Source organism: Micromonospora sp. MGP-C2 (assembly GCF_057766525.1).
The window spans coordinates 6,226,661-6,246,628 of record NZ_JBYMEN010000002.1 but is presented as its reverse complement, the minus strand read 5'-3'; the positions used below and the strand labels follow the sequence as shown (position 1 = coordinate 6,246,628).

At 68.9% G+C, this 19,968-nt stretch carries 15 protein-coding genes; 7 read left to right on the top strand and 8 right to left on the bottom strand.

The window, feature by feature from the left end; all coding sequences use genetic code 11:
• Nucleotides 1-2 precede the first annotated feature (2 nt).
• Entirely contained in the window at nt 3-1,268 is a 1,266-nt protein-coding gene (locus tag AC3CF1_RS28755) for an ABC transporter substrate-binding protein (RefSeq protein WP_488451680.1), read from the bottom strand.
• A 147-nt stretch (nt 1,269-1,415) separates the two neighbouring features.
• Between AC3CF1_RS28755 and AC3CF1_RS28750 the strand changes: the two genes are divergently transcribed.
• Nucleotides 1,416-2,186: a FadR/GntR family transcriptional regulator gene (locus AC3CF1_RS28750; RefSeq protein WP_355160299.1), complete on the top strand. Its 771-nt coding sequence runs from the start codon at nt 1,416-1,418 to the stop codon at nt 2,184-2,186.
• Between the two features lie 101 nt (nt 2,187-2,287).
• On the opposite strand, the gene AC3CF1_RS28745 is transcribed toward AC3CF1_RS28750, so the two are convergent.
• The 3 genes from AC3CF1_RS28745 to AC3CF1_RS28735 form a co-directional block, all read right to left on the bottom strand.
• On the bottom strand, nt 2,288-3,673 hold the full coding sequence (locus AC3CF1_RS28745) for an RICIN domain-containing protein (protein WP_488451679.1): 1,386 nt from the start codon (nt 3,671-3,673) through the stop codon (nt 2,288-2,290).
• A 225-nt stretch (nt 3,674-3,898) separates the two neighbouring features.
• Nucleotides 3,899-5,365, bottom strand: coding sequence for an endo-1,4-beta-xylanase (locus AC3CF1_RS28740; protein WP_371408606.1), 1,467 nt, complete (start codon nt 5,363-5,365; stop codon nt 3,899-3,901).
• Nucleotides 5,366-5,819: 454 nt separating this feature from the next.
• The gene (locus tag AC3CF1_RS28735) at nt 5,820-6,827 is read right to left on the bottom strand and encodes a PaaX family transcriptional regulator (RefSeq protein WP_355160297.1); all 1,008 of its coding nucleotides are present in this window, start codon (nt 6,825-6,827) and stop codon (nt 5,820-5,822) included.
• A gap of 266 nt (nt 6,828-7,093) precedes the next feature.
• On the opposite strand from AC3CF1_RS28735, the gene AC3CF1_RS28730 reads away from it, so the two are divergent.
• Nucleotides 7,094-8,443 carry an extracellular catalytic domain type 1 short-chain-length polyhydroxyalkanoate depolymerase gene (locus tag AC3CF1_RS28730; protein ID WP_355160296.1) on the top strand — a complete coding sequence of 450 codons (1,350 nt, stop codon included), beginning with the start codon at nt 7,094-7,096 and terminating at the stop codon, nt 8,441-8,443.
• A 77-nt stretch (nt 8,444-8,520) separates the two neighbouring features.
• Here the strand turns inward: AC3CF1_RS28730 and AC3CF1_RS28725 are convergent, their stop codons facing one another.
• The 3 genes from AC3CF1_RS28725 to AC3CF1_RS28715 form a co-directional block, all read right to left on the bottom strand.
• The gene (locus AC3CF1_RS28725; protein ID WP_488451678.1) at nt 8,521-10,095 is read right to left on the bottom strand and encodes an arabinofuranosidase catalytic domain-containing protein; all 1,575 of its coding nucleotides are present in this window, start codon (nt 10,093-10,095) and stop codon (nt 8,521-8,523) included.
• Nucleotides 10,096-10,288: 193 nt separating this feature from the next.
• Nucleotides 10,289-11,065, bottom strand: coding sequence for an RICIN domain-containing protein (locus AC3CF1_RS28720; protein WP_488451677.1), 777 nt, complete (start codon nt 11,063-11,065; stop codon nt 10,289-10,291).
• Between the two features lie 86 nt (nt 11,066-11,151).
• The gene (locus tag AC3CF1_RS28715; protein WP_488451676.1) at nt 11,152-12,123 is read right to left on the bottom strand and encodes a hypothetical protein; all 972 of its coding nucleotides are present in this window, start codon (nt 12,121-12,123) and stop codon (nt 11,152-11,154) included.
• A gap of 298 nt (nt 12,124-12,421) precedes the next feature.
• On the opposite strand from AC3CF1_RS28715, the gene AC3CF1_RS28710 reads away from it, so the two are divergent.
• The 4 genes from AC3CF1_RS28710 to AC3CF1_RS28695 are packed head-to-tail and all read left to right on the top strand — an operon-like array spanning nt 12,422 to nt 17,239.
• Nucleotides 12,422-13,660: a sugar ABC transporter substrate-binding protein gene (locus AC3CF1_RS28710; protein ID WP_488451675.1), complete on the top strand. Its 1,239-nt coding sequence runs from the start codon at nt 12,422-12,424 to the stop codon at nt 13,658-13,660.
• 27 nt (nt 13,661-13,687) lie between these two features.
• Nucleotides 13,688-14,650, top strand: a complete 963-nt coding sequence (locus AC3CF1_RS28705) for a carbohydrate ABC transporter permease (protein WP_488451674.1) — start codon at nt 13,688-13,690, stop codon at nt 14,648-14,650.
• Nucleotides 14,647-15,471: a carbohydrate ABC transporter permease gene (locus AC3CF1_RS28700; protein ID WP_141908547.1), complete on the top strand. Its 825-nt coding sequence runs from the start codon at nt 14,647-14,649 to the stop codon at nt 15,469-15,471. Before AC3CF1_RS28705 ends, AC3CF1_RS28700 begins: the two co-directional genes overlap by 4 nt.
• A gap of 55 nt (nt 15,472-15,526) precedes the next feature.
• Complete coding sequence (locus AC3CF1_RS28695) at nt 15,527-17,239, top strand: amylo-alpha-1,6-glucosidase (RefSeq protein WP_488451673.1); 1,713 nt, start codon at nt 15,527-15,529, stop codon at nt 17,237-17,239.
• A gap of 7 nt (nt 17,240-17,246) precedes the next feature.
• On the opposite strand, the gene AC3CF1_RS28690 is transcribed toward AC3CF1_RS28695, so the two are convergent.
• Nucleotides 17,247-18,260, bottom strand: coding sequence for a LacI family DNA-binding transcriptional regulator (locus AC3CF1_RS28690; protein WP_488451672.1), 1,014 nt, complete (start codon nt 18,258-18,260; stop codon nt 17,247-17,249).
• Between the two features lie 201 nt (nt 18,261-18,461).
• Between AC3CF1_RS28690 and AC3CF1_RS28685 the strand changes: the two genes are divergently transcribed.
• Complete coding sequence (locus AC3CF1_RS28685; protein WP_488451671.1) at nt 18,462-19,934, top strand: arabinofuranosidase catalytic domain-containing protein; 1,473 nt, start codon at nt 18,462-18,464, stop codon at nt 19,932-19,934.
• Nucleotides 19,935-19,968 lie beyond the last annotated feature (34 nt).

Below are 19,968 nucleotides of genomic sequence, written 5' to 3'. Positions count from 1 at the left end.
GGTCAGCCCGCCTGGTCGGAAGCGGCCAACTGCTTCACCACCTCGTCGACGGTGATCGAACCGCTGAGCAGTTGCTGGGAGAGGCGGCCCATCAGGTCGAGCGTCTTCGAGGAGAGCGCGACGTGCAGCGCGGGCTTGCCGCTCTTCAGCTCGCTGACGATCGTGGAGACCGCCGGCCCGCCCTGCGACACGTCGATGGTGGTGTCGGCGGCGATCGCGCCGGCGTCGGCGTAGAACGCCTTCAGCGCGTCGGCCGAACTCAGGGAGCGCACCAGGTCCGCGGCCACCTTCGGGTCCTTCGTCCACTTGGCGACCGCGTAGCCGATGCCACCGTCGTACGGGAGGCTCGGGGTGGTGCCGGCGGTGACGACCGGGGCCTTCATGACGCCGAGCTTCTCCGGGGTGAGGAACTCGTTGAAGTCCTGCCAGTGCCCCACGTCCGACATCAGGCCCATGACGTGCGCGGCCTTGCCGGACTGGAAGAGTGCGAAGGAGTCGTTGAACATGGCGGTCGAGTTGGCCCCGTCGCTGTTCATCTTCTTCTCACCGGTCTCCTTCCAGAGCTGGAAGACCCGCTTGACGTTTGCCGAGTTCCAGTCGCGCTTGCCGGCGATCCAGGCGTCGTACTCCGCGGCGGTGAGGGTGGTCGAGCCCATGCTGGAGAGCCAGAACTGGATGCCGACGCCCTCCTTGTTGCCGAGGGCGAAGCACTTGGAGCCGGCCTTGGCGATGGCGGCGCAGTCGGCGACGAACTTGTCCCACGTGGTGGCCGGGCTCGCCGGGTCGAGGTTCGCCTTCTGGTAAATCGCCTTGTTGTAGTAGATGGGGTAGCCCTGCAGCGTCACCGGGGCGGCGTAGGTCTTGCCGTCCTTGCCGAACGCCTCCCAGCCGGCCAGCCGCTGCTTGTCCTCGGCCACGTAGTCGTCGAGCGGCACCAGCGCGTCCACCCGGTCGCGGATCTGGCCACCACCGTTGAACAGCATGACGTCCGGGCCCTTGCCGGACTGGATGGCCGCACCGAGCAGCGTGTAGTACTGGTCGAAGGGCTGCGCGACGAACTCGACAGTGACGTTGGCGTGCTTCTTCTTGAAGTCGGCCGTCGCCTTGTCCAGGTACGACTTCGCGAACGGCTCGCCGGACTTCCAGTCCCACACCACCAACTTGTCGTCCGAGCCGCCGCTGGACTTACCCGAATCGCTGGCACTGCCACAGCCGGCCAAGGCCAGTCCCACAACGAGGACGGCCGACCACATTGCGCGCTGTCTCATCAGTTGTCACCTCTGAACGTGGGGTGGCCGGCGGGCGGGCCGCCATGCCAATGTTGATCGGAAAGTAACTCGTATGACGTGTGACGTCAATAGTCGGCCGTAGACTGATGTCGACGTCGTGCCACGGCGAGCCATTCGGAGGGGGACATGACGCCAGCGCAGGAGACAGCCCTGAACAATCCGGGGACCCCGGAGTGGGTGCGTCGACCGACCAACCTCGCCAGGGCGGTCACCGCCGAACTCGTGCAGCGCATCGTCCGTGGCGTACACCCGTCCGGGACGTCCCTGCCCCCCGAACCGGTCCTCTGCGACACCTTCTCCGTGAGCCGGACCGTCGTCCGGGAAGCCGTCAAGATCCTTCAGGAGAAGGGGCTGGTGCAGGTCCGCCAGGGTGCCGGCACCATGGTCACCCCACCGTCACACTGGGACATGCTCGACGAGCTCGTCCTCGCGGCCACCATCGCCGAGGACGACAGCCTCGCCATTCTCGACGACCTCGTCGTCACCCGGCGGGTGCTGGAGTCCGACATGGCGAACGTCGCCGCCCGCCTCGCCGACGACGAGACCGTCGACCGGCTGCGCGCCATGGTGGACCGGATGGACGAACTCGTCGACGACCACGTCACGTACCACGACCATGACCGGGCCTTCCACGACACGATCATGCAGGCATCCGGGAACCGCATCGCCCGCGGCGTCGTGCGGGCATTGGAGAGCCAGGTCATCAACACCGCGCGCTACATGGGCCGCACCGAACGCTCGCTGTGCGTGGCATCCAACAAGGGCCACCGACGCATCTACGAGCGCATCGCCGCCCACGACTCCGAGGGCGCCGCCGACGCGATGTTCACCCACATCACCGAGGCCTGGCTGGTCCGCCGCAGCGGCTCGGGCAAGCCGGTACGTCTTCAGCGCTGAAAGGCGGCAGCTCCAACGCTGAGGGGCGGTGGCGCCCGCTCCCGCGATCTCGGAGCAGGCGCCACCGCCGATGTCAGCGCCGGCCTCGCCGGCGACCGGGATCAGGAGAACTGCGCGAAGAACCTCCAGATCTCACCCTTGGTCCAGGTCGTGATGCCGCTCTCGGCGTAGGTGCCGTCCACCGGACCGGGCATGTGACCGTTGTCGTACGCCGCCCACTGCACCGGGTAACCGGACCGGCAGCCCGAGTAGGTGGTCGTGATGTGGGTGCGGCTGCCCGCGCCCGGCTCGGGCGGGTTCTGCGCGGTGCAACCGTTGTTGCGGACGAACGTGTCCCGTAACGACCGCCCCTGGGAGATGCTCAGGACGTTGTCCGAGATGCCGTGCAACCCGAAGTACGCGATGGGCTGCGTGCCGCCGCTGCAACCGCTGATCTGCCCGCCGGAGATGACCGCGACGGCCCGGAAGACGGTGGGCCGCGCGCAGGCGATGGCGTAGCTCATGCCGCCGCCCCAGCTGAAGCCGAGGGCGAAGCGCTGCCTCGGGTTGACGCAGAGGCTGCTCTCGATCCGGGTGATCATGTCATCGACGAAGGTGATGTCCTCACCGCCGGCGTTGCCCCAGCCGTTGCCGAACCCCTGAGGGGCGACCAGGATCGCGCTGTTGTTCGACTGCTCCTGCTGCCCGTAGTAGGACCACGGGGTCCCGCTCGTGCCGCCGGAGGAGATCTCCTGCATGGTGCCGCCTCGCCAGTGGAACGCGAAGATCAGCCGGTACGGGTTGCTGTTGTTGTAGTTCGCGGGCACCCGCAGGATGAAGGTGCGGCTCTTGCCGTTGGTCTGGATCGTGTGCGTGCCACTGGAGAGCGTCGGCGCCTTGCCGCACCCGCTGCCACCCGTCGGCGGCGGGTTGCCGCTGTCCGTGGGGACGAGTTGCCACTGCTGGTTAGCGCCACCCCAGTCGGCGTACTGCACGATGTTGCCACCGTCGGCGGTGGACGCTCCCTGCACCTCGACGGCCTTGCCGCTGTGCCGGCTGATCAGCCGCACGTGGCCGCCGTCGGAGTCGGCCAGCCGGAACTGCTGGTTGGTCCCGTTGAGGTCGGACCACTGCACGATCGCTCCGCCGTCGACGGTCGAGAAGTTGCTGACGTCGAGGACCTTGCCCGAGTGCCGGGACTTCAGCCGGTAGAAGCCTCCCCCGGAGTCCACGAACTGCCACTGCTGGTTCGCGCCGTTGTTCCGGGTCCACTGGCTGATCCGTGCGCCGTCGTTGGTGGCCGAGCCGTACAGGTCCAACGCCTTGCCGCTGTTGCGATTGACCAGGACGTACCAGGCGTTGGTGTCCACGGTCGCCGCAGAGGCGGGGGCCGCGTTGACCGCGACGAGCGTGCTGGCCGCCATGACCGCGGCCGCCGCTGCGGCCAAGCCTGCCCGCCAGCGACGTCTCCGTGGAGAGGCGGGACGAGCCTCACCGATGGCCTTCATGGTCCACTCCTTCGATCGGGGTCATCCACGAGCAGAACGCACGCGGGTGCCCTGGCGTACGTGCCGGCGCCTGGTGGTGGCGTCAGCACGTCTGGGGGGATGGGTGCGGGCGAGGTGCGGCAGGCGGCGACCGGTGGCCGCGCCTGCGGCACCTCGACGAGGAGGATTGCGGCGGCCCGCCCTCCGGGCGGGCCGCCATCCCTGTCACCTACGACGTTGCGGTCACTATCCGATGCGGACCAGCTGCCACTGCTGGTTGCTGCCACCCCAGTCGGCGTACTGAACGATGTTCCCGCCGTCGGCGGTGGACGCGCCCTGCACCTCGACGGCCTTGCCGCTGTTGCGGTTGATCACACGCACGTAGCCATCGGATGACTGGGCGAGCCGGAACTGCTGGTTGGTGCCGTTGCCGTCGCTCCACTGCACGATCGCCGCACCGTCGGCGGTGGAGAAGTTGTAGACGTCGAGCACCTTGCTGGAGTTCCGCGACTTCAGCCGGTAGTAGCCGCCGCCCGAGTCGACGAACTGCCACTGCTGGTTCACGCCGTTGTTGCGCGTCCACTGGCTGATTCGCGCCCCGTCAGTGGTCGCGTTGGCGTACACGTCCAGGGCCTTGCCGCTGTTGCGATTCAGCAGGACGTACCAGGCGCTGGTGTCCACCCCGGAGCCCGGCGGAGGCGTGGTCGGCGGGGTCGAGCCGGCGTTGAGCGCGTCCAGGACGGCCGTGTACGCGGCCTTCTTGTTGCCGTTGCAGTCGAAGAGCAGGGCGTTGTCCGATCCCCGCCACGAGTCACAGTCGCGTACGCCCCAGGTGGTGATGCCGGTGCAGCGCGAGACAGCCAGGCAGGCGCGGGTGACCGACCCGTAGATGGTGGCCTGGTTGCCGCCGGTCATCACGTCCAGCTCGGTGATCTGCACGTCCACGCCGAGGTCGGCGAAACGCTGCAGGTTCGCCTGATAGTCACCGGCCAACGACGTGCCCAGGTGCGACTGGAAACCCACGCAGTCGATCGGCACCCCACGGGACTTGAAGTCCCGCACCATGTTGTAGATGCCTGTCGACTTCGCGTTGATCCCGTCAGTGTTGTAGTCGTTGTAACACAACTTCGCACCCGGATCCGCCGCCCGCGCCGCCCGGAACGCCGCCTCGATCCAGTCGTTGCCGGTGCGCTGCAGGTTCGAGTCACGACGCGCCCCCGAACCACCATCGGCGAACGCCTCGTTCACCACATCCCACGAGTGGATCTTGCCCCGGAAATGCGTCGCCACCTGCGTCACATGATTGATCGCCGCGTTCCGCAACGCACTGCCCGACATCCCCTGCGCCCAGCCCGGCTGCTGCTGATACCACAACAGCGCATGACCCCGCACGCTCATGCCGTTGGCCTGCGCATGACTGACCAACCGATCACCACCGCCGTAGTTGAACTGACCCTGCTGCGGCTCGGTGGCGTCCCACTTCATCTCGTTCTCGGCCACGACACTGTTGAACTCACGGTTCAGGATGGTCGTATACGCGCTGGTGGAGAGCTTGCCCGTCGCGACGGCCGCACCGAAATAGCGGCCCTTCTCCGCCGCCGCGGCCTTCAGGGTCGTGCCAGCGGCGGCTGCGGGATTCAGCGCCACGGTCATACCGGTGGTGAGGGCGACGGCGAGGGTCGCCGCCGCCAGCATCTTTCTCATGGGCTTCATGTCGTTCCTTTTCAGTGGTTGCATCGGTGGTGGTGATGTGCCACTTCACTCGGGACAGATGGCCGAGCCGGCCATCCTGGCCACCAGGCGTCGGCGCGCCCGGTCCGAGAGGACTGCCGGCACCTGCCGGGTCCCGAGGTGACGTCCGCATGCCCTGGGGACGTCGCGATCGGAGGTACGACCCGTGCGGCTCGCCCGGTGAGCCACCACAACGATCGGCCTCTATATCGAGAGTGAGCGATAACATGTCGTTCGTCAAGACGTAACGAGCCGTTCACGCCCATCTCCCGGAACGCCGCGTTTCGCCCGGTACCAACGGGCCCGCAGCAGCCGTGCTCAGCCCCCACGCGACCAGCGGACGAGCCGCAGCGCCGCGCCGCCGGGGTGCTGCCGTACGGCGACGCTGTTATCGCTCACAGTCGTCAGCCGAGGACGACCGTGGACTTCTCGCGGTTCACGGGCATCCGGTGGCCGGGCCGCCCGGGGCCGGCTGCGCCGGATCCGCGTCGACCCGCAGACCGGCGAGGATGTCGGCAGTGGTGTGCGCCTCGATGCCGGGCTGGGCGGCATCGGTGAAACGGGCGACGACCGCCCGTACGTGTCGTTCGGCGGGTGCGGCGAGGCCGTCGTAGACGGCCGCGAACAACTCGCGGGCCGGCCGCCTGAGCCATCCGTCCGGAAGGAGTTCCACGGGCAGTTGCGGGTCGAGAACGGGAAAACGGCGGAAGGTGTCCATGATCTCGGTACGGGCTCGCACAGCGGCGGCTCCGTCGACCGCCCCGGACGCCACCGGGGGCAACAGTGGCGTCCAGTGCCGGAGGAACTCCTCGTAGCTGCGACTGATCGCCTCGACGTCCCAGGCGTCGATCGGGGCACGGTGACCGGCCGAGTCGAGCGCGACCTGCCGTCCGCGAAACACCGTGACAGCACCGTGGGTGAGCTGGTCGAGCTGGGCCCGAGCGGGAGCGGTCAGTTCGCGGGGCGAGATCCACAACCCGTCGTACAACGGCGCGTATCCGAGCCAGCGGAGCTGGGCGCGCAGGGCCCGTCGCTGCGTGCTCAGGCCCTGGGGCAGCGAGAAGGCGACGACCGTCCAGCACCCGTCCCACAGTGCCGCGGCGGTGGTGGAGGTGATGATCCAGTGGCCGCCGGCGGAGAGGTTGGCGGCGGCCGCCCGGCTGAGCCGGTAGGAACTGCGCCGCCCCAGCCGACTGCCCTCCAGGACGCCACGGCGGGCCAGCCGGCTGATCGCGGTACGCGCCCCGGCCGTGGTCACACCGGTCTCGGCGAGCAGCTCCACGATGGCGGCGGACGGGAGGGCGGCCCTGGTCCGCAGCGTGTAGTCCGCCAGCAGGGTCACCGCGACGCCCTGGGGTGAGTTGCCCACCTGCCGCCGGGGCAGTCGGAGTGGCTGGTCTCCGTCGTCCGGATATATCTCGTCGATGTCGAACGGGCTTGCCACAGGCGCTCCGTGCTCCTCAGGGACGGTGTGACGACTGTAGACGGACCGCCGCCGAGCCGGGCCGCGGTGGCCACCTCGATAGAGACGCTTCGATTGACACTTGTGGGTCCTCGGGGAACACTAATTGCCACACGATGCCGTCCGGAGCCGGGCAGGGCGAGTCACAGACAGCGGGCATCGCGCGATCACCCGCGGGAGCCGGGCGTCCCCGCCAGCGGACCGCGCAGCCAGTCCCAGCCTGCACAGGCAACCGAAGGAGTCGTTCGTTGAGAACCAGAAGGAAACTGCTGCTCGCCCTCGCCATGACACTGGTGGCTGCCGGCCTGGTGGTCCCCGCGATCCGACCCGCGTACGCGGCGTCGCTGACCGAGGTGACCAGCTTCGGCGACAACCCGGGCCGGATGCGCATGCACGTCTACGTGCCGGACAACCGCCCGGCCAGGCCGGCCACCGTGGTGGCCATGCACGGCTGCGGCGGGTCGGGCCCCGGCTTCTACTCCGGCAGCGAGTTCGCCAGCCTCGCCGACCGGTACGGGTTCATCGTGATCTACCCGTCCGCGACCCAGCAGGCCGGCTTCGGCAACTGCTTCGACGTCTGGTCGGACGCCGCCAAGCGCCGCGGCGGTGGCAGCGACCCGGTGTCGATCGTCTCGATGGTCCGGCACGTCCAACAGCAGTACGCCGCCGACCCGGACCGCGTCTACGCCACCGGCAGCTCGTCCGGCGGCATGATGACCAACCACATGCTCGCCCTCTATCCCGACCTGTTCAAGGCCGGCGCGGCGTTCATGGGGGTGCCGTACAACTGCTTCGCCAACGCGGCGGACTTCCCACCCACCAGCAGTCAGTGCACCGGCGGTGCCATGAACCGGACCCCGCAGCAGTGGGGTGACGCGGTGCGCCAGGCGTACCCCGGCTATTCCGGCCCCCGCCCGCGCGTGCAGCTGTGGCACGGCACCAACGACACCCTCGTGCCGTACTCGTTGTTGACCGAGACGATCGAGCAGTGGACCAACGTGTTCGGGCTGAGCCAGACACCGACCTCCACCGACACTCCCCAGGCCAACTGGAACCGGCGGAGGTACGCCGACACCAGCGGCACCGTCCAGGTCGAGGCGTACAGCATCCAGGGCGCCGGACACAGCCTGCCCTCCAGCGGTATGGCCGCGTCCGCCATCCAGTTCTTCGGCCTGACCAACCCGACGACGCCACCCCCGACCACACCGCCCCCGACGACGCCGCCGCCGACCACCCCGCCCCCGACCACCCCGCCCCCGACCACACCGCCGCCGGCTCCCGGCACCTGCGGTGTGACAGTCGCCATCAACGCCTGGAACACCGGCCTGACCGAGAACATCACCGTCACCAACACCGGCACCACCGCCGTCAACGGCTGGTCCCTGGTCTTCACCCTGCCCTCCGGGCAGACCATCACCTCAGGTTGGAACGCCTCCTACTCCCCGAGCTCCGGGCAGGTGACTGCCAAGAACGTCGCCTACAACGCCGGCATCCCCGCCAACGGGTCGGTGACGATCGGCTTCCAGGCCACGCACTCTGGTAACACCGCCAAGCCCAGCGCGGTCACCCTCAACGGCGCATCCTGCGCGGTCTCCTGACACCAGCCGACGCCCGACGAGGCCGTGCGCCGGTCACCACTCAGGTGGTGACCGGCGCACGGGTCGTTCCGGCATGGTCAGCGGTAACCGGCGGTCACCACGCTGGCCTGCACGGCATTCTCGGTGGCGTCGGACGGATAGCCGGCGACCATGGCCCCCTCGTAGAAGGTGCCGGCGCTCAGGTTCGCGCCGCCGTCGGGCTTGCAGCAGTCACCGCCACTGCCCAGGATGATCGCGCCCTGCTTCTTCATCGGGCTGTATCCCGGCGGGAGCGAGCCGTCCCAGAGCGTGTAGAGGCTGCCGGACTGGGCGTTGCTGCCCTTGATGGCAAAGCGGCTCACGCCGTTGTTCTTGAGTGTCGCGGTCACGAACTTGCTGGTGAAGGCGCGCTGGTTCGGGTTCCAGGAGCTACTTCCGCCGGGGAACAGACCCCACTCCAGGTCGGCCTGCACCCAGGGGCCACTGCCCGAGCAGCCGCCGAACCAGCACTGCGTACCGAAGTTGATGGCGTCCATCGCCCCGGCGGCGTCGGCCTTTCTCGTCGTCTCGCTGTTGCCGTAGTCGAAACAGCAGCCGCTGTTGACGTGCGTGCCGCTGGTCACCATGTACATGCCCTCGGGAGCCGCGCCGGTGGGCACCCCGGTCAGGTGGCCGTCGCGCCAGTAGCTGTTGCCGGGGTTGATGTAGAGCGAGTACGCCTTGGCGCCGCCCACCGTCAGGGACTCCGACGTCGCGGTCGCCGGCCTGCTCTGCGGTGACCCCGGAACCACGCTCGACCCCTGGTACCAGAGGTCGTTGCCACGCCCGGACTGGTCGAAGACGACAGTGATCACGCAGGTCGTGCCGGAGCAGAACGAGTCCTGCGTCGCCGCGTTGGCGGTGCCACCCGTACCCGTGAGCCCGATGTTGCGGGTCGTGTTGTCCGACGAACGCCGCACCTGGTAGAGGTTGCCGGCGTACGTCTCGTAGAGCGCCCGCGTCGTGCTGTGCGCCGCGATGCACGGGGTGCCGCCGGAGGCGTAGATGTCGCACGGGCGTGAACCGGTCGGCGGGTTGGTCGGAGGCGGGGTCGTCGGCGAGGCCCACTGCTGGTTGGTGCCGCCGTTGCAGGCCCAGAGGATGATCTTCGTGCCGTTCGCGGTGGCGGCGCCGTTGGCGTCGAGGCAGAGCCCGGACTGCACGCCGGTGATGGTGCCGTTGCTGTTGACGTTCCACTGCTGGTTGTTCTGGCCGTTGCAGTCCCAGATGATCGCCTGGGTGCCGTTGGTGGTGCCTCGGCCGGAGGCGTCCAGGCACTTGTTGCCGTACACCTGGAGTTGTCTGGTCGACGTCCAGGTCCAGGTCTGGCCGGCAGCGCCGTTGCAGTCCCACAGTTGCGTCTGGGTGCCGTTGGTGGTGCTGGAGTTAGGCACTTCGAGGCAGCGGCCGGACGCCGTACCGATGATCGGGGTGCTCTGCCCCGGCTCGATGGCTGCCGCCAGCGGTGCCGCAGCGGCTGCCTCGGCGGTCGGCGAGGGGGCGCCGGGGGTGGCGCCGATGCCGACGAGAACGCCAACCAGCGCGCCGGCCAGGGCGGTCAGGCGTCGGGCGCGATGGCGCCTCGGGATGAGTTCGGGGGCTTTTCCTGGCCCACCGGGGGACGGGGTTCGCACGAGGTTGCTCCTCGGAGTCGTGAGGGCGCGGGGGATTGTCGACGCGCCAGGGCGGTGGTCGCGGCGGCGGTGATGGCGAATCGATTCGCAACGAATCGTATGACCTTTGTTGAATTCATGTCAATAAATGTGTGTCTCTGGTGAGGCGCTGGCCGGTGGGCAGACAGCCAGCGCCTCACCTCCCCCGAGACGCCTACCGGCCCAGGACCCGCCACGTCTGGTTCAGCGGGTTGCCCTGGCCGGCTCCGATGCAGGTCCACTGGTGGACCGGCGCCCGCGCCGCCGTGGAAACCGTGCTGACGTCGACGCACTTGCCGCTGTGCCGGGCGACGAGTTGGTAGTCGTGCGAGTCGTTGCCCGAGTAGGTCACCTTGCGCAGGGTGAACTGCTGGTTGGTGCCGTTCAGGCAGGTCCACTGATGCACGGCCGCGCCGTCGGCGGTGGACACGCCACTGACGTCGAGGCACTTGCCGCTCTGCTGGTTGACCACCGTGTAGGTGTTGGCCACCCCGGCGACCGGGCGGAAGTTCCAGAGCTGCTGATCACCGCCCTCGCAGTAGAACTGCTGCTGGACCGTGCCGTCGGCGGTGCTCAGGTTGGGGTTGTCCAGGCACTGCTGCGAGTGCTGGGCCACCGCCACCGACTGGAAGCCGCCGTCCGACGGCGGCAGCAGGGTGACCGTGTAGGTGTCGGTCTGGTTGGTGTACGGCACTGTCACTGTGACGTTGTTGTTGGAGACGCCGACCACGCTGTTCGAGACGGTGACCGGCCCCTGCACGGCGCCGCCGCCGTTGTGGGGAATGCGCTGGGTGAGGACCCGGACCTGGTTGTTCTGCACGATGCCGCTGGTGGTGTCCAGGCGTTGCAGGTTGACTGTCAGGTTTCCGGTGGTACGACCACCACCGACCAGCACCTTCGCCGCGCCGGTCGCCCTGGTGGCGTACGCGTCGTAGGACTGGCTGGGGGTCACCGCGACGATCTGCCCTGCCTGGGAGGCGTAGTAGCGGTAGGCCCACCACTCGCCCCTGGGCTGGTGCTGACCGGCCGAGTTGCGGATCAGCAGGTTGCCGAGGTCGTTGTGCAGGCTGCCGCCGCTGGCCCAGTTCGCCCGGAGGCCGTCCGCCCGGGCCCGCTCCAGGCGCGCGATGTACCAGGCGCCGTCGGCCGGGTTCTGCTCGTCGGGGCGCCGTACTCGTTGATCTGGTACGGCCGCGGGTGGGCGATGCCGCGCGGGTCGAGGGTGGCGTTGGCGGCGGCGACGTTGGCGACCGGGTCACCCGGCAGCGAGTGCCAGCTGATGATGTCCGGCACGGTGTTGGTCGAGCGGACGAAGTCCAGGTACTGGTTCCAGAAGGTGTGCGTCGTCGACGGCACGCAGGCGCAGCTCGGCCCGACGATGAGCTGGCTGGGGAACTCCGCTCGGATGCGCTGGTAGGTGCGGCGCCACAGTTCGAGGTACTGCGAGATCGGGCGGTTCCAGAAGATGGTGATGTTGGGTTCGTTCCAGATGTCCCACTGCACGGACAGCCCGGACGCCCGGACGTCGCTGATGAGGCGGGTCAGGAAGTTGTCGTAGTCGGTCCAGTTGCCGTTGTCGCCGGGGAAGCGGGAGATGCCGGCACCGTCGGCGCCCCACAGGTCGTGCGGCAGGATGATGAACTTCCCACCGAGGGCCGTGGTCCGACGGGCCTGGGCGACTGTGGAGTTCCACCGCCGGTCGTAGGTGCCACCGACCCAGCCGCTGCCGGGAAGCTGTGCGCCACCGGCGCGCATGTACTGGAACTTGACGTCTCGGTAGAAGTGGTCGGCTGGGCCGCTGGCGTTCTCGGTCATGCCGTAGATCCAGCCGGACGCACGGTAGGTCGGCGTGCCGCTGGTCGTGGAGAAGTCGACGCTGATCGACTCGTTCGCTGCCTGGGCCGGGGACGGGACGACGGTTACGGCGGCAGCGGCGGCGAGCAGGCCGACCACGAGTCGGGCGACGAGCGCGCGGGCTCGGTCTGACCTGCCGCGGGACGGGGTTTTCACGGGCGGCTCCTTGGTGGGGCGCGGGGGACGCTCTCCGGAGGCAGCACTTGCGAATCGATTCGCACGGATCGTAGGACCGGGGACTGATCTGTGTCAATGAAGTGAAGACCCGATGAAGCTGGCGTTTCCACCCAGGTCCCTCGATGGGCTGGCCGATCCCTTGACCCGCAGGCGTGGACAGACCTATCTTCGGGCGAACCGATTCGGCGAATCGGTTCGCCTCATGGTCGGACTGGGTCCGGCCCGCGACGGTCACCCGCACACCCCACCTGACGATCGACTTGAAGTGAGGCAACACATGACAGGACTCAGTCGTCGGCGGCACCTGGCCGCCGTTGTCGTGATGGCACTCGCCGCAGCGGCGGGCAGCGCCTGCTCGTCGTCCGCCGACGACCCCGCCGAAGGCGGCGCCTACGTCGTCTGGGACCCGTACCCGCAGTTTGCCGACGACTCCGACTGGGTCACGCTGCTCAAGAAGTGCGGCACCTCCGCCGGGGCGACGATCGAGCGGACCGGCTACGACACCACCGACCTGACCAACAAGGCGCTGCTCGCCGCCCAGCAGGGCAACTCGCCGAACGTGCTGATCGTGGACAACCCGGTGATCTCGACACTGGCCGAGGCCGGCGCCCTCACCACCACCGACGACAACAAGCTGGACGTCTCGGCCATGGAGAAGAACCTGCTCGGCGCCGGCCAGAGCGAGGGCCGGACGTACGGAGTGCCGATCGGGGCAAACACCCTTGCCCTCTACTACAACAAGGATCTGCTGACCGCCGCCGGCGTCGACCCGGCCACGATCAAGGACTGGACGTCCCTGACCGCGGCGCTGACCACGGTCAAGGCCAAGGGAAAGAAGGGCATCACGTTCTCGGCCATCGGCACCGAGGAGGGCAGCTTCCAGTTCCTGCCCTGGTTCTGGGGATCGGGAGCCCAACTGACCACTCTGGACTCGCCGCAGGCGGTGTCCGCGCTGACGCTCTGGACCGACTGGCTCAAGCAGGGCCACGCCCCCAACTCCGTCATCAACAACACCCAGACCACGAGTTGGCAGGAGTTCGCCACCGGCGACTACGCGTTCGCCGAGAACGGCACCTGGCAGCTGGCCAACGCGGAGAAGCTCGGTTTCTCGTACGGGACCGTCGCGATCCCGGCCAGCGCGGGTGGCCCGGCCCCCGCGCCCACCGGTGGAGAGTTCGTCTCCATCCCGGTGCAGAAGAACACCGGTCGGTACGACACGTCGCAGAAGCTCGTCGCCTGCCTGACCAACGCCGACAACCTCCTCACCACCGACACCACGCTCTCCTACGTCGCGCCCGTCGCCGCCGTCCAGGATCGACAGGCGACCGCGGACCCCAAGCTCAAGGTGTGGGTCGAGGCGGTCCGAGCGGCCAAGGGCCGCACCGGCGACAACCTCGGCACGAAGTATCCGAAGATCTCCGAATCGCTGTGGAACGCGGTGCAGGCGGCGCTCAGCGGCGGGAAGTCGCCGCGCGAGGCGCTGACCGCCGCGCAGGCCGCCGCCACGACCAGGTAAGCACGCCGAACCGACACCATGCCCCCGATGACACAGAGCTCCACCACCGCACGAGACCAGGGTGGGGCGGCGAAGACCGCCCCACCCGGGCCTCCCCCGTCCCGTGGCCGCCGGCCCAGCCGATGGTCGGCATGGGGCTTCCTGGCACCCGTCACCATCTACCTGTTGGCCTTCTACGCCTACCCGCTCTATCGCAACGTCGAGCTGAGCCTGCGCGAGTACACCGTCCGCTCGTTCGTGCAGGGCGGCGCGCCCTTCGCCGGCCTGGACAACTACCGGACCGTGCTGACCGACCCGGCCTTCGGGCCGACGCTGACGCACACAGTGGTCTTCACCGCCGCGTCGCTCGCCTTCCAGTTCACCATCGGCATGGCCCTGGCCCTCTTCTTCCACCAGCACTTCCCGCTGTCGCGCACGCTGCGGGCGCTGATCCTCGTACCGTGGCTGCTGCCACTGATCGTGTCGGCGTCGACCTGGTCGTGGCTGCTCAACAGCGACTCGGGGCTGGTCAACGCCGCGCTCGGTGTCGTCGGCATCGACCCGGTCAACTGGCTCACCTCGCCGGGCTGGTCACTCACCTCGGTGATCATCGCGAACATCTGGATCGGCATCCCGTTCAACCTGGTGGTGCTCTACAGCGGCCTACAGGCGATCCCCACCGAGATGTACGAGGCGTCGGCGCTGGACGGCGCGACGGGATGGCAGCGGTTCTGGTCGATCACCTTCCCGTTGCTGCGCCCCGTCTCCGCGATCACGCTGTTGCTGGGGCTGATCTACACACTGAAGGTCTTCGACATCGTCTGGATCATGACCAGAGGCGGGCCGACCGGCTCCTCGGCCACGCTCGCGACCTGGTCGTACCGCCTCGGCTTCGGCAACCTCCTGCCCGAGTTCGGTCCGGGCGCGGCCGTCGGCAACCTGCTCATCGTGATGGCCCTGATCGCCGGGCTCGTCTACATCCGGATCGAGCGAAGGCAGCACCTACGATGACCACATCAACGCCTCGGGCCTGGTGGAAGACCGGTGTCGGTCTGGTGCTGACCGGGCTGATGCTCTTCCCCGTCTACTGGATGATCAACGTGTCGTTCACCCGGGACCGGGACATGCGGGCCAGTCCCCCGCACCTGATCCCGACCAACGGCACGTTGGACGGCTACCGGGCGGTGCTCGACCAGCAACTGCCGTACCTCGGGACCAGCTTCTTGGTCGGCCTCGGCACTGTGGTGCTGACCGTGGCGCTGGCCGCTCCCGCCGGGTACGCGCTGGCGAAGCTCCGGCCGCCCGGCGGCCCGGCGCTGAGCTTCGTGCTGCTGATCGCACAGATGATCCCGGGGATCATCATGGCGATGGGCTTCTACGCCATCTATCTCACCCTCGGCATCCTCAACACGCTGCCCGGCCTGATCCTGGCCGACACGACACTCGCGGTGCCGTTCGGCGTACTGATCTTCACAGCCTTCATGTCCGGAATTCCCGACGAGCTGCTCCAGGCGGCCGTGGTCGACGGCGCTGGCCGGCTGCGGACCTTCTGGTCGGTCGTGCTGCCGGTGAGCCGCAACTCGATCGTCACGGTGTCGCTGTTCGCGTTCCTGTGGTCCTGGTCGGACTTCATCTTCGCCTCGACCCTCGCCGGCGGCGGCGACCACCAGCCGATCACCCTCGGCATCTACCACTACATCGGCAACAACAACCAGCAGTGGAACGCCATCATGGCCACCGCCGTCGTCGCCTCCATCCCGGCCGCCGCGCTGCTGATCCTGGCCCAGCGGTACGTCTCGATGGGCGTGACCGCCGGCGCCGTCAAGGACTGACCACCCACGCGGTCGAGGATTCACCACCCGCACCACAGAAAGGCACCCGCCACCCATGACCGTCGCCCCGTCCGGTCCGGAGTTCGCAATCCAGGACATCCCGTTCAGCTACCGCGGTTCCTGGTTCAACATCTCCCCGGTGGTAGCCGAGAAGACGTACGCCGAGGACCTGCACCTGGTCTCCCACCAGACCGGGATGCATCCGGTGCTGCGCCTGTCCCCCACGGTCGCCGGCACCACTGTCGTCGCCACACCCGCGCTGCTGACCTGGCGTGACGGCACCGGCCGGATCGAGGCCGTCTACGACGGACCGGACACCCTGCGGATCCGGGGCCGAGGGCTCGGTCTGCGGGTGGCCGCCGCCGCGCGCACCCTCACACCGTTCAGCGGCACCTACCTGTACCTGGACCCGCTCGACGGGTCACACGTGTTCACCTCGTACGAGACGGGTCGCCGCTACCGGGTCACAGTGCTCTCGGGCACTCCCACGCGGACCGACGGCGCGGAGGCGCTCGGCACCGCCGACCGCTCACTGGATCTGCCGGGCGACCAGCCCTGGGAGATCGCGGTCGAGGAGTACGCCACCGCCCGCCGCCCGTACCCCGGATCGGTCACCTTCGAGCAGTTGCGCCGGGACCGGACCGCGGAGTTCACCGCGTTCGTCGACGCGATCGCGCCGTGGCGCGGCGCGGAAACCCCGGCCGCCGAGCTGGCCGCGTACGTCCTGTGGTCGGCCACCGTCGCCCCGGCGGGCTTCGTCACCCGACCGGCGGTCCTGATGTCCAAGCACTGGATGGACAAGGTCTGGAGCTGGGACCACTGCTTCAACGCGATCGCCCTGGCCGCCGGTGAGCCGGAGCTGGCCTGGCACCAGTTCCATCTGCCCTTCGACCACCAGGACGAGGCCGGTGCGTTGCCCGACTCGGTCACCCACTCCGAGGTCCTGCACAACTACGTCAAGCCCCCCATCCACGGCTGGGCCCTGCGACACCTGCGCCGACGACTTCCCCAGCCACCGGATCGGGCGGCGCTGGCGCAGACGTACGACCGGCTTGCCCGCTGGACCCGGTTCTGGCTCGACGCCCGTCGAGCTCCCGGCCAGGACCTGCCCCACTACCAGCACGGCAATGACAGCGGCTGGGACAACGCGACCACCTTCGACGCCGGCCGGGTCCTCCAGACGGCCGACCTCGCCGCATTCCTGGTCTCGCAGCTCCGCTGCCTGGCAGACCTCGCCACCGAGCTGGGCGAGCCGGCCGAGCCGTGGTCCCGGGAGGCCGACCGGATCTGCGCGGCCCTGCTGCGGGAGCTGTGGGACGGCGAACGCTTCACCGCCCGCAGCCCCCGCACCGGACGACGGAGGGCCAGCCGCAGCCTGCTCGACCTGATGCCCATCGCGCTCGGGGCCGACCTGCCGGCACCGGTCACGGCAGCGCTGGCGCGGGGCGTCGAAACCCATCTGACCACCCACGGGCTGGCCACCGAACCGACGGATTCGGCTCACTACGTCGCCGACGGCTACTGGCGCGGGCCGATCTGGGCGCCCTCCACGGTTTTGGTCGAGGACGGTCTGCGGCGGGCCGGCCAGAGCCGGATGGCCGAGGACATCAGTCGACGATTCCTCGCCCTGTGTGAGAAGTCCGGGTTCGCGGAGAACTTCGACGCCGAGACCGGGGCCGGGCTGCGCGACCGCGCCTACACCTGGACCGCCAGCAGCTATCTCATCCTCGCCGCCGCGCAGGAGCAACGGCGGGCAACGGGAGGCTAGGGCGGGCTCAGCGGGCCCGGACCGGGCCGGTGCTGGAGCGCAACGAGATGGGCGGGCTGTACAGCCGGTGTCGCGGCACGGCCCCGCGCTCGGCGATGTTCTCCAGAAGCAGCGACACCGCCTCGGCGCCCATCTCGACCATCGGCACGTCGGCAGCGGTCAACGGTGGGCGGAAATCCTCCGCCCAGTGCTGGGCCGCGACGCCGGTGACGGAGAAGTCGCCGGGCACGGACAACCCGGCGCCGGTCAACGCGCGCTGCATTCCGGGCAGCGCTGCCTCGTTGATGGTGGCGACCGCCGTGACGTCCGGGTGCGTCACGAGCAGCTGCTCGACGCACGCCTCGCCGGAGGCCGTGTCGTCGCCGCAGCAGACCTCCACACCGGTCAGGCTCCGCTCCTCGGCAGCCGCCCGGAACCCGGCCAGCGCCCGGTGGCTGGGGCCGTAACCCGCGGCGACCAGCTCGGCGGAGCGGTTCACGAGGGCCACCTGCCGGTGCCCCAGATCGGCCAGGTGGTGCACGCACCGGGCGATCAACCCGGCGTAGTCGATGTCGATCCAGCTCATGCCGTGTGGTTCGGCCGTCCGCCCGATCGTGACGAACGGCAGGCCGGCCCTCGTCAGCCGAGTCACCCGCTCGTCCTCCAGGCGGATCTCCATGAGCACCACGCCGTCGACCCGACGCCCGGTGACGATCCGCTCGAACGACCGGTCGTGGTCGCCACCGGACGGCGACAGCAGCACATCGAGGTCGTGGCGAGCGGCCGCCTCGACGACGCTGGCGACGAAGCCCAACTGCATGTCGGTCAACCGTTGGCTCGCCGGAGGGATCACCAGCCCGAGGGTGCGGGTGCGGCCCTCCTTCAACGCGCGGGCGCTGGCGTTCGGCCGATAGTCCAGCTCGTCGATGACCGCCTGGATCCGTTGCCGGGTCGCCTCCGACACCGTCCGTTTTCCGCTCAGCACGTAGGACACGGTGCTGCGGGAAACCCCGGCCCGGCGAGCGATCTCCCCGATGTTCATAGACCGCCCTCGAATCGAATCTTGCCCCGACACGGGACGCACCAGGCTGCGCTGACGAGCATATCCACCCGACGCTCGACAACCGGGGGCCCCGGCCCGCGACCTGGCGCTATCGCATGGACAACCGTTAATGTCATAGGTATTACGTGTGATGAAGAATCGTCGCCACGCCGTATCCCACCGCACACCGGAAAGGATCCGATGAACGCGAAGAAAAAGCTGGGTCGCCTCATTGCCACCGCGGGGACCGTGTTGGTCCTCCTCGCCGGCGCTGGCGCCTACGTCGCCTCGGACGCGCCGAGCGCTCGGGCCGCAGTCTCGGGCCCGTGCGACATCTACGCCACCGGCGGCACCCCGTGCGTTGCCGCGCACAGCACCACCCGGGCGCTGTACGGCGCGTACAACGGCCCGCTCTATCAGGTCCGACGCTCGTCGGACAGCACCACCCGCGACATCGGCCTGCTGAGCGCGGGCGGATACGCGAATGCCGCGACCCAGGACTCGTTCTGCGCCAACACCAGCTGCGTCATCACCGTCATCTACGACCAGTCCGGTCGCAACAACCGTCTCACCCAGGCGCCGCCCGGCGGCTTCACCGGCCCCGCCCCCGGTGGATGGGACAACCTCGCCGACGCGAAGGCCGCGCCGGTCACCGTCGGCGGCCAGAAGGCGTACGGCGTCTACATCGCGCCCGGCACCGGTTACCGCAACAACAACACCAACGGCGTCGCGACCGGCGACCAGCCCGAGGGGATCTACGCGGTCGTCGACGGCACGCACTACAACCAGTGGTGCTGCTTCGACTACGGCAACGCCCAGACGAACAACCTTGCCGACGAGCGCGCCATCATGGAGACCGTCTACTTCGGCGCCAACAAGCAGTGGGGCTACGGCGCGGGCAGCGGCCCCTGGGTCATGGCCGACCTGGAGTGGGGGCTGTTCTCCGGGGTGAACGCGGGCTACAACAACATCGCGTCCATCAACCACCGCTTCGTCACGGCCATGGTCAAGGGCGAGCCGAACCACTGGGCGATCCGGGGCGGCAACGCGCAGTCGGGCAGCCTGACCACCTACTTCGACGGGCCCCGCCCCAACGGCTACCACCCGATGAAGAAGGAGGGTGCCATCCTCCTCGGCATCGGCGGCGACAACAGCATCACCGGCCGAGGCACCTTCTTCGAGGGCGTGCTGACCTCGGGCTACCCGTCAGCGGCCACCGAGAACGCCGTGCAGGCCAACATCAACGCCGCCGCCTACGCACCAGCCGGCGGCGGCAACCCGCAACAGAACGTCCAGGTCGTGGGCGGCCAGTCCGGCCGCTGCGTCGACGTACCGAACGGCAGCACCACGAACGGCACCCAGACCCAACTGTGGGACTGCACCGGCGGCACGCCGCAACGCTGGACCTACACCGCCGCCGGGCAACTCCAGGTGTACGGCAACAAGTGCCTCGACGCCTCCGGCCAGGGCACCACCAACGGCACCCAGGCGATCATCTGGGACTGCCACGGGGGCACCAACCAACAGTGGAACCTCAACGCCAACGGCACCATCACCGGCGCCCAGTCCGGGCTCTGCCTCGACGCCAATGGCGCCGCCACCGCGAACGGCACCAAACTCATCCTCTGGGCCTGCAACGGCGGCAGCAACCAGCAGTGGGCCACCCGTAGCTGACCACGTGCACCATCAGGTCGGTCGTGCCGGCTCT